Below are 10,517 nucleotides of genomic sequence, written 5' to 3' on the forward strand. Positions count from 1 at the left end.
TGCATGGTCCTGCTCAGATGGCAAAACGGAAAATACCTGCAACGCGCGTCGCGAAACAGCCACGTGAAGCAAACGCAGAGCGCAATCAAGTCACAGCGCTCGCGCGCGGTCTTGCGATCCTTCGCTGCTTCACCAGGACCCGGCCCGAGCTGGGGAGCACCGAGATTGCGCGGCTGACGTGCCTTCCGCAGCCGACGGTTTGGCGGCTTTGCCAGACACTGGTGCAGTCCGGTTTTCTTTCAGCTGCTTCCGATGGGCTCCGGTTTCGGCTCGGAGCGGCAGTGCTCGAACTGGGTTTCATCGTGCCTTCGACGGTCGACATTCTTGAAGAAGTGCAGCCACGGATGAAGCAGATCGCGAGAACCTACGGCGCAGAAATCGCCATCGCCGGTCGAGACGCTCTTGACATGGTCTGCCTCGAGCGATGGACGGCAGGTTCTCTCAGTTCCATGAATCCTTCCCGCCGATTGTACAGACGGCGCTTGGCTGGGCCTATGTCGCGGCACTTTACGCGCTTGCGAGAGAAGCCGTACTCAAGGCGTTGAGGCGCGCGGAACCCGGAACATGGCCTGCAGTCCAGCGCCGCCTCGGCGAGGCAATTCGGGAGTACGAGCGCAAGGGATTCGTAATGGGATACGGAATGACCCGGGACGTCACCCAACTTGCTGTGCCGATCGTGTCTGACACTCATGCCCAAGTGCTTGTCATCGGTTGCAGCTGCCCTAGAGGAATGTAGAGGAATGCTTTCCGCAGTGCGATTCGAAAACCAAATCGCACCCAACCTAATTGATCTCGCGAGGGTACTCGGGTCTGCGTTGTCGAATCCGCTCCAGGACAGGATTGCAGTCGCATTCCGGACCCGGTTCCTGTTCGAAGAAAGATGATCGACCTGCGGTCGAGCGTCTTGCCGGCTGAGCGCGCCGAAATGCGCTCACTTCATCGCCGTCACTGCAGATAGTCTGCGCCAGACCCTCATAAAAGCTGAGGAACTGCGCAGTGCGTCAAATAATATCAGCCAGCATGAATAAAGAAATTCATCCAGTGAATTAGCGATAACGGGATCTGCATTACCGATGTTGATCCTCCCATAGCGAACACCTTTCGCGAGAGGAGACCCGTATGACCGATCAGAAGTTCAATACTGCCGCGCCGGACGGGCCGACGCGCCGCTCCTTGCTGCAATCAGCAGCCGCTGTACTCACCTTCCCGATGATCGCGACAAGCGCCAAGTCTGCTGGACAGGACAAGCTTGCCGGCAGTGGCGAGGTGGTCGTCTTTAGCTACGGCGGTTCCTACGCCGCCGCAGTACGCGAACACATTTTCGATCCGTTCACGAACGCGACTGGAATCAAAGTGGTTGAAGTGACTGCGGACGTTGCTGGACCTCAGTCCAAAGCAATGTTCAAAGCCGGTCGCGTCGATTGGGATCTTGTTATCTTGTACGGCACAGAACACAGTGAGTTGGGCGGCGACGGTATGCTTCTGCCGATCGATTACACTCTTTGGGATCAAGAATCGCTGGAAGGAGTGCCGGCGCGGGCTCGTGGCAAGGACCGGGTCGTCTTGTACCGTTCCTCCATTGTGCTCACTTACGGTGAACGCAGCTTCCCGAACGGTGGTCCGACAAGTTGGGTGGATTTCTGGGACATCAAGAAGTTTCCTGGGCCACGCGGTCTCAGGCAGACCTATACATCCCTCTATAGCGCATTGCTCGCAGATGGCGTCGCTCATGCGGATATGTTTCCTCTGACGGACGAAAAAGTCGACCGCGCGTTCAAGAAACTGAACGAACTCAAACCGCACATTCCAAAGTGGTGGTCTGCCAATCCGGATAACCTCCTTATCCAAGGCGAATACGCGGTGTCGAGCACATTTGACGGCGCCACCATCAGGGCCATCCGAAAGGGCGCGCCGCTCAAATTTGTTTGGGATGTCGCGGCTTCCAATGCCAATTACAACGCAATTCTGAAAGGCGGGCCCAACACGCTCAACGCGCAGAAGCTGATCGCGTACCAGAACCGCGCCGAAGTTACTGCGAGATACACATCGGCTCTAGGCTACGTCGGACAAAATCGAAATCAGTTGAAGTACTTGACAGCAGATGCTGCTGAGATGTTGCGGGGGCTTCAAAGTGCCGAGGCTGCATCGAAGGTCGTCTACGTGGATGACGACTGGATGAATGCAAGGCGCCCCGATGGCAAGATGAACTCGGAACACATTGAAGAGCGGTGGCTGGCGTGGTTGACACAATGAGCGTTGCCGCTGACGAGCCCCTGCATGGTAGGGTAGCACTCGTCACGGGAGCGGCAGGCGGACTAGGTGCGGCGATCGCAACCGAACTGCGTGCAGGCGATGCGGACGTCCATGGCGCGGACATCGCGGGCAAAGGAGGCGTTTTCCATGTCGAACCCTCCACTTCGGAAGGAAGCCGTCGAATGGTTCCGCGCGTCCTGGAGGCAAGCGGGCGACTCGACATCGTGATGTTAAACGCAGGATGCCAATTTGTCGCTCCCCTGCACGCAATTTCCCGACGAGGCCCGGGTTCGGCTTCGGTCGGTCATGCTGGACGGTCCTTTCTATACCTTGAAGGCAGCATGGGAGTCGCTGACGAAACAACCCGGCGGGCGCGTCGCGGTCACAGCGTCAGTGTCTGGGGCTGTCGGGAAGGTCGCCTATACATCTGCAAAGCACGGCGTCATGGGCCTGGTGCGCGTCGCAGCGAAAGAAGGAGTCCAGCATGGCCTCGCCGCCAATGCCGTTCCGCCGGGCTGGATGGACACAGGCCTGATGCGCGGCCAGCTCGACGAAGTTGCGGCGAAAAAAGAGATCAGCACCGAAGAGGTCATTGCCCAGTTCGCGCATACCAGCCGTGGGATCGCTTTGTCGACGTAAGCGAATTCGCCGCAACGATCGGCTTTCTTTCAAGCCCTGCCGCTTACGCTATCAACGGCGTATGCCTCCCCATCGACTTGGGCGCGACAGCATGACGATCACTCCTATCGACTTTCATAAAGAGGGCAAACAGCAATGATTTCCGAGGTCTTCATTACCTGCGCAGTGACTGGCGGAGGCGGCGCGCCGAAGCATAAGAACGTTCCGATCACCCCGCGGGAAATCGCTGACTCCGCAATCGAGGCAGCGCGCGCCGGTGCATCAGCAGTTCACCTCCACGTTCGTGATCTCAAGACCCGCAGAGGCGTTCTCGATCTTGATCTTTACCGGGAACTTATGCACCGCGTCCGCGATTCCGATGTCAATCCCGTGATCAACCTCACCAGCGGAGAGGGCTGCTACATCGTCCTCGGGTCCCCGAACGAGCCGCTTCCGCTCTCCCCCGAGACGTATATGCTCGGCGCGCTCGATCGTCTTGCGCACATCGAGGAGCTGCGCCCCGAAATCTGCACGCTGGATTGCGGATCGATGGGCTTCAGGGGCGAGTGGCTCATGGCTAATACCCATGGGGCCGTGCGCGCGATGGCGAAGCGCCTGCAGGAGATCGGGGTGAAGCCCGAGCTTGAGGTTTTCGACATGGGCCACCTGATGATGGTGCGCGATCTCGTAAAGGAGGGACTTATTGACAACGCGCCGCTGATCCAACTTTGCATGAACCTCAGCTATGGCGCGCCCGACGACCTGACGACGCTCATGGCGTTGGTGAACCAGCTTCCCACCGGCTCCATCTATTCCGCTTTCTCCCTCGGCTCGAAGCAGCTCCCGTACGCGGCTTTGGCCCCCTCGGTCGGCGCGAACGTGCGCGTCGGGCTTGAGGACAACCTGTACCTTTCCCGCAGCCGCTTGGCGACGAACGCCGAACTTGTCCAGCGTGCAATCGAAATCCTCGAGCGCATCGGAGTGCGCGTGCTCAGTCCGGATGAAATGCGCGAGAAGCTGAAGCTCAAAGTTCATGTCTGACACATCAACCCTCATGCTGCAGAAATCGCCTCCCGCCGAGAACCTCCCGCGAGCGGTCGGCCTGGTCGGTGGAGGCGTCATTGGAGGAGGTTGGGCCGCGCGGTTCATCCTCAATGGCGTGAACGTGCGCCTGTACGACCCCGCGCCGAACGCGCTCGAGCAGGTCGAGGTGGCGTTGAAGAACGCGCGCCGGGCATATCGCCAGCTGACGCTCGTAACGCTTCCGCCGGAAGGCTCGTTGAACCTGGTCGAGTCGTTGGCGGATGCGGTGCGCGACGTGGACCTCGTGCAGGAATCGGCGCCCGAGCATCTGGAGATCAAGCAACAGCTGCTCGCGGCTGCTGGTCGCGCGGCCGCGCCCTGCACGCTGATCTGTTCTTCGACCTCGGGATTGCTGCCGTCGTTGATGCAGGCGGAAATGGACGACCCCGCGTGCATGCTGGTGGCGCACCCGTTTCAGCCCGTGTACCTACTGCCATTGGTCGAACTTTGCGCAGGGACTCGTACGGCACCGGAGGCGCTCGAGCGTGCGGCCGCGATCTACCGCGCCGTCGGGATGCACCCGCTCGTCGTTCGCAAGGAGGTGGATGGATTTGTCGCCAATCGCCTTCATGAAGCAGTCGCCCGCGAGGCACTTTGGCTGGCGCGCGACGATGTGGCGAGCCTGCAGGAGATCGATGACGCGGTGCGCTACTCGTGGGCACTACGCCGCGCGGCCATTGGCTCCTATCGAATGGCCAATGGCCGAGCCGGAATGCGAGAGAGCGTCTTGCGATGGTCATTCAAGTGGCCTTGGTCCAGGCTCACCGAAAAGCCCGACATGGGACCGGCATTCCTGGACAAGGTGGCGGAGCAGGCGGATGCGCTGGTCAAGCTCGACCCGCTGGACATTTCTCCCGCAGAGAAACGCGACGACCTGCTCGTGGCGCTTCTGCAGGCGCTGCGGTCACAGCGTTACGGACCAGGCGAGACCCTTGCTCGCTGGGAACAAGGGCTCCGAAGTCGGGCTCCACAACGGGTCGCCCCGGATTCCCGCCCGCTACGTACATTGCGAGAGGTTCAGCACAACTGGATCGATGGCAACGGACACGCCTCTGAAAGCAGCTATCTTCTGCTCTGCGGCGACGGCACCGGCACGGTGGTGGGTTACATCCGCGGCAACGGCGAGGACATAGCGAACAGCGCGACCTACTATACGGTCGAAACGCACCTGCGCCACCTCGGTGAACTGCGGGTCGGCGAACGTATCGAGGTGCTCACGCAGGTGCTCGGCGCGGACGACAAGCGGCTACATCTCTTCCATGTCATCAAACGCGAGGGTGATGACAAGCCGGCTGCGACCGGAGAGCAGATGCTGATTCACGTCGATCCCAAAACCAGGCGCAGCGCGCCGGTGCAGAGCCCAATACGCGAGCGCTTGATGGAGCTCGCACGTCTACATGCGCAGCTTCCGCGACCCGAGAAGTCGGGTGCAAGCATCAAAATGCCTTGGGTCGGGGCGGCTCGATCGGATGGTGACCTGCGCGAGATGGGCCACGGGAATTGATCAGGACAACGGAGTAGAAAAAATGACCAAGAATGCAATGCCGCCTTCCATGAAATTGCCGAAAGCCGTCGGGCTGCTCGGCGGCGGCGTGATAGGCGGCGCCTGGGCCGCACGATTCCTCCTGAGCGGCGTGAATGTGAAGCTATACGACCCAGCACCGGGCGCGGCCGATGCCGTGCTCAAGATGGTCAATGACGCGAGGCGGGCCTACAAGAAGCTGGGCATGTCGCTGCCGGCCAGGGAAGGCACTATGACACTTGTCGACACGGTCGAAGAAGCCGTTCGTGATGTGGACCTCGTGCAAGAATCGATCCCGGAGCGTCTCGACCTGAAGCACAAGCTGCTGCAGAAGGCTACGCGCGCGGCCGTGCCCGATCTCCTGATCTGCTCCTCGACTTCGGGCTTCATGCCTTCGGAGCTGCAGGACGGAGTGGCGCATCCCGAGCGCGTCATCGTGGCGCATCCGTTCAACCCGGTGTACCTGCTGCCGCTCGTCGAACTTTGCGGCGGGCCGCGCGCGCCCGTCAGCGCGCTGCAGCGCGCGGCCGAGTTTTTCCGCGCGATCGGCATGCACACGCTCATCATGCGCAAGGAAATCGGCGGCTTCATCGCCAACCGCATCCAGGAAGCGATTTGGCGCGAGTGCCTCTGGCTGGTGAAAGACGACATCGCCACGCCGGAGGAGTGCGATGACGCGATCAGCTACTCCTTCGGGCTGCGGCTGGCGATCAAGGGACCCTTCCACTCCGGCGGCGGCGGGGAGGCGTTGCGAAAGGGGCTGGAGAGTTGGCCGCCCGAACTCCGTGGACTCTGGACGAATTTCCCCGCACCCGAGCATGACCAGGCGTTCGTCGACAAGCTTGCCGCGCTGCAAGATGCGCGGACGGACAAGTCAACCTCCGTCGAACTTCTTGCCAAGCGCGACGAATGCCTCGTCGGGATCCTGCAGACGCTGCGCGCCGCGGACTTCGGCGCCGGGCGGTCTTACACGCTCTGGGAAGAGGCGCTGCGCGCGCAGGCCGCCAAGTAAGCCCGTACCGAGGATATTGGAATGGACCTCTCGTTTACCAAAGAAGAGCGCGCCTTCCGCGAGAAAGTGCGCAGATTCCTGCGCGACAACATGCCGACGGAGCTTCCACGCAAGCTGGCCGGAGACAGGCAGCTGATCAAAGAGGAAAAGCGCATCGGCGCACGCGTTCTCAACAAGCTGGGCATCCCCACGTGGCGCAAGGAGTACGGCGGCGCGGGGTGGACGCCCGTGCAGCACTACATCTTCGAGGAGGAGGTGCTGAACTTTTCCCAGCTGATCCAGCTGCCATTCATGTGCGACGGCCCCGAGCGAGCACCGTTCAACGAACCTAGCGGCCCTGGCGCGCGCGGCACGGGGCCGCTTACCGCTGTTATGAGGCAGCAGACGGTTGGCTTTTCCTGGCTTGCAAGGCTGATGAGCTGCGCGCAGTGACCAGCGCGCTAGGTGTAGACGTCACTCTCGAGGATTCTCATCTCGAGCAAACGATAGAGCGGGCGATTGCAGGTGAGAGAGTTGACGCTCTCGTGGCACGACTACGCACGCGCGGCGTCGCGGCGCAGCGACTGGAGAGCGTTGAACGGGTGTGCGCGCGCTCCACGGCGATGGGAGACGGTACGCAGGAGACGATGACCCTCGTATTCGAGCGAGACGAGCACCATCCGAGCGGGCACCCAGTGGAATTGATCGGCCGGTGCGCCGTTCGGTGTGCGCGCGCGGGGATCACGTCGTCAACGGCACCGCCCAACCCGGCAGCGGACACCCGGTCCGTCCTGGCTGAACTCGGATACTCGGAACAGACAGTGCGCGATATGTTTGACAGCCAAGAAGTCAGCGAGTCTTGGGCCACGGAGTATCTGCCGCCATGAGCGGACGCTGCGACCAATTCATTTCTTCGTATGTTGGATAGGCGGGCCTCTGGGGATTTACTATGCAAAGCTCGAATCTGCCCCTTCACGGCGTTAAGGTCATCGACTTCGGTCAGTACATCGCGGGCCCAGCCGCGGCGATGGTTTTGGGCGACCTGGGCGCCACCGTTGTTCACATCGACCCTCCCTCCGGTCCACTGTGGGCCAGCCCGGCCAACGCAGCGCTCCATCGCAACAAGCTGATCGTCCGCATCAACCTGAAGACAGCAGAAGGGCTTGCACAGGCACAGGCGCTCATCGCCGAGGCCGACATCGTTATCGAAAATTTTCGTCCCGGTGTGTTGGCGCGCCTGGGTATCGACTTCTCTGCCTTGCGCAGGATGCAGCCCGAGCTGGTGACTGTGTCGATTCCGGGCTTTGCTTCGGACGATGCGCTTCGCCGCGAGTGGCGCGCCTTCGAGTCGGTCGTCGCGGCTTCCGCGGGCGTGTTCACCGATATGGGACGGACACGCGTGTTGATGGGAAAGATTCCCTATTTTTCAGCGCTGCCCTTGGCTTCCGCCTACGGGACCATGATTGCTGCATCGGCCACGGTACTGGCGCTCCAGGCCCGCGAGCGCACGGGAATCGGTGACCAGATCGAGGTACCGCTCATCTGCGCCCTGATGGAGGGACTTACATATAACTCGCAGCTGATCGAAAACCTCCCCAGGCGCTACACAAACTATCGCAGCGACGAGATCAAGCGCCGACTCGCAGCTAGCTTGCCGATGGATATGCCCTATCACTCGGTGCAGGACTTGCAAGATCCTTTCTATCGCACCGGTGGCTACAGGTGCAAGGATGGACGCATGTTCGCGATCGTTTGCGCCGGACACAAGGTTCACACCAGGCGTTGCCTGCAGGCCCTCGGCATCTACGACAGTCTCATTGCCGAGGGGTTGGTTGAAGAAGGAGATCCCTACCTCTCGATCCGGGAGTGGAAGTCGGATCACCTTTTGAGCGTGTACCCGTTGCCGCGCCACTGGCACGACAAGATCCTCGCGCGGATGAAGGCTGCATTCCTGACTCGCACCTCGGCGGAGTGGGAACGCATATTCCAGGAACACCGCATCGCGGGCACGCGACAGAACTCCCTGCAAGAGTGGATGCAGCATGAGCACGCCTTGTCTGCGGGCCTGATGGTCACGGTCGATGACTCGGAATATGGGCCTATGACGCAGCCCGGACCCATGACCTGGCTGCAGGAGAGCGGGGAAGCGATGTTGAACCCCGCGCCCCGCCGATCGGTCGCGTTCGGCGAGGCACTCGCTACGCTTTCATCGATCCCTTCACAGCGGCCGGCACGCGGCACGGCACGAAAGCTGTCAGGATGGCTCGACGGTGTCCGTGTTCTCGACATGGCGAACGTCATAGCGGGGCCGCACACAGCGTTCTATCTCGCGCGCTTCGGCGCGGAGGTGATCAAGCTCGACCCGGTGTTTCCGGCGTATCACCCGGGATTCAACCTGTTCATGGCGACCGTTAACATGGCGGGAAAGCAGTCGACTCTGGTGGACATCACTTCTGCGGGCGGCCGTGAGGTGTTCGAGAAATTGGTCAAATCGGCCGATGTCATTGTCTGGAACGCGACCGAAAGGGATGCCAAGCGCAGGGGGCTCGACCGGGAGAGCGTGGGGGCGCTCAATCCGAATGCAATCTACTGTCAGGTGGATTGCTTTGGCGGCGCGCGTCGCGGTCCGCGCAGCGACGACATCGGCTATGACGACGTCGCGCAAGCGGTGAGCGGAATCATGGTGAGATTTGGCGGCTCCCCGGAGACCCCCGAAGAGCACGCTCATACGGGGACGATCGACGCCTTGGGCGCATACAGCCTCGCTCTGGGCGTGGCTGCCGCGCTGTACCAAAAGTCAAAAGGTGGCCGTGCGGGCCGACCGAGGACATCTCTGGCTGCACTCTCGGGCCTGCTGCAGATTCCCTACTGCTATGACTATTCCGGGCGCGGGCCCTTTGATGAACCCGCCGGTCCCGATGCCAGGGGCTTCAACGCTCTGGCGCAGCTGTACGTAGCCGGCTGTGGCCACAGCATCATGTTGAATGGTCTCGAGAGTGACTTGCCCAGCCTCGCTCGTGTCGATGGTTTGCAGGGGCTTTGTGAAATACCGGCGCGGGACCGCGCCATGTTCCTTGCCGCCGCCATCGGAAAGCTCTCCGCAGAGGACTGGGTGTCGAAATTGAAGGCGGCCGATATTGGCGTGGCAATCTGCAAGAACATCAGTGATATCCGTGCGGAAAACATCCGACCAGCGGATGCGAAGCCGGGAATCGATCGAGGGAGCTTCTCTTTCTCCAGATATACTGACCATCCCAGCGGATATACGGTCGTGCAACTTGATCCGTACGCCGTTCGACCGGCAGTCGCAAAAATTTATGCACTTTCTCCGGCCGAAAAATATGGCGCGTCGACTCGCAAGGTTCTCCGGTCACTGGGGTACACCGAGACCGACATCGACGAGCTTGTTGCAGCGGGTGAAATTAGCGAGAGCTGGAGCCGAGAGTATTTGCCGAGCTGAAATCCGGCGCTGACCTCCACGTCATGCTACGGCAGCGGCGAATCAGCCTCGTGAGGCCCCCGTCTTCGAAGAGAGCAGGCGACCCGAGTTGGGTCAGTGATCGCGCTCAGTGTGAACAGAGTGAACTGGCGTATGCGTATGACTCGCACCGTGTTACTGTAACCGGTGATGCAGCTTGTGGTGCGCCAGTTCCAGTGCAGCTCTGATAGGCGCCTGCCGCGCCTCGTCGGATTTTGGTGCGACCGTTTCCAGGTAGGCGATCGAACCTTCGATTTCCGCAGGACCGCCACGGCATCGGTACTTGCAAATTTTGGACGACTTAGTCGTCCGTGAAGAGTGGCTAAGCGATTGAGCTAGAATCGGATTTGTCGTTGGGGACTGTTTTGCGTTTGCAGGGGTTTGATGCTTCGGGCGTCGGAACCTTGCAATTTCATTTTCCAGATTCCGTCGAATCGCCAACCATGATTCCGTGATCGCATCGGAGGTGGCGATGCGACCGAAGAAGCACAGGACGACGGGATCGGGCGATCTGTTTCGGGCCAGGCTGGACCAAATCATCAATATGAAGCACGAGCTGGTTCAGCTCGCCG

At 60.8% G+C, this 10,517-nt stretch carries 9 protein-coding genes; all 9 read left to right on the forward strand.

Annotated features, from left to right (window positions below; translation table 11 throughout):
* Positions 1-17: 17 nt before the first annotated feature.
* The 9 genes from CVM73_RS41865 to CVM73_RS35125 all read left to right on the forward strand — a co-directional run bounded on the left by CVM73_RS41865 (position 18) and on the right by CVM73_RS35125 (position 9,927).
* Positions 18-545: a helix-turn-helix domain-containing protein gene (locus tag CVM73_RS41865; protein WP_100236337.1), complete on the forward strand. Its 528-nt coding sequence runs from the start codon at positions 18-20 to the stop codon at positions 543-545.
* A gap of 574 nt (positions 546-1,119) precedes the next feature.
* Positions 1,120-2,253 (forward strand): ABC transporter substrate-binding protein, encoded by a 1,134-nt coding sequence (locus CVM73_RS35090; RefSeq protein ID WP_100236338.1) that lies wholly within the window; start codon positions 1,120-1,122, stop codon positions 2,251-2,253.
* 306 nt (positions 2,254-2,559) lie between these two features.
* Positions 2,560-2,892 carry an SDR family NAD(P)-dependent oxidoreductase gene (locus CVM73_RS35095; RefSeq protein ID WP_100236339.1) on the forward strand — a complete coding sequence of 111 codons (333 nt, stop codon included), beginning with the start codon at positions 2,560-2,562 and terminating at the stop codon, positions 2,890-2,892.
* 135 nt (positions 2,893-3,027) lie between these two features.
* Positions 3,028-3,912: a beta-keto acid cleavage family enzyme gene (locus CVM73_RS35100; protein ID WP_100236340.1), complete on the forward strand. Its 885-nt coding sequence runs from the start codon at positions 3,028-3,030 to the stop codon at positions 3,910-3,912.
* On the forward strand, positions 3,905-5,458 hold the full coding sequence (locus CVM73_RS35105) for a 3-hydroxyacyl-CoA dehydrogenase NAD-binding domain-containing protein (RefSeq protein WP_158237647.1): 1,554 nt from the start codon (positions 3,905-3,907) through the stop codon (positions 5,456-5,458). The genes CVM73_RS35100 and CVM73_RS35105 overlap by 8 nt, the downstream gene beginning before the upstream one ends.
* Before the next feature lie 22 nt (positions 5,459-5,480).
* On the forward strand, positions 5,481-6,488 hold the full coding sequence (locus CVM73_RS35110) for a 3-hydroxyacyl-CoA dehydrogenase NAD-binding domain-containing protein (RefSeq protein WP_158237648.1): 1,008 nt from the start codon (positions 5,481-5,483) through the stop codon (positions 6,486-6,488).
* 21 nt (positions 6,489-6,509) lie between these two features.
* Complete coding sequence (locus CVM73_RS35115; protein ID WP_100236342.1) at positions 6,510-6,920, forward strand: acyl-CoA dehydrogenase family protein; 411 nt, start codon at positions 6,510-6,512, stop codon at positions 6,918-6,920.
* Positions 6,887-7,354 (forward strand): CoA-transferase family III protein, encoded by a 468-nt coding sequence (locus tag CVM73_RS41870; RefSeq protein WP_430641328.1) that lies wholly within the window; start codon positions 6,887-6,889, stop codon positions 7,352-7,354. The genes CVM73_RS35115 and CVM73_RS41870 overlap by 34 nt, the downstream gene beginning before the upstream one ends.
* Before the next feature lie 62 nt (positions 7,355-7,416).
* Positions 7,417-9,927: a CoA transferase gene (locus tag CVM73_RS35125; protein ID WP_100236344.1), complete on the forward strand. Its 2,511-nt coding sequence runs from the start codon at positions 7,417-7,419 to the stop codon at positions 9,925-9,927.
* Positions 9,928-10,517: the final 590 nt, after the last annotated feature.

Source organism: Bradyrhizobium forestalis (genome assembly GCF_002795245.1).
Classification (GTDB): Bacteria; Pseudomonadota; Alphaproteobacteria; order Rhizobiales; family Xanthobacteraceae; genus Bradyrhizobium; species Bradyrhizobium forestalis.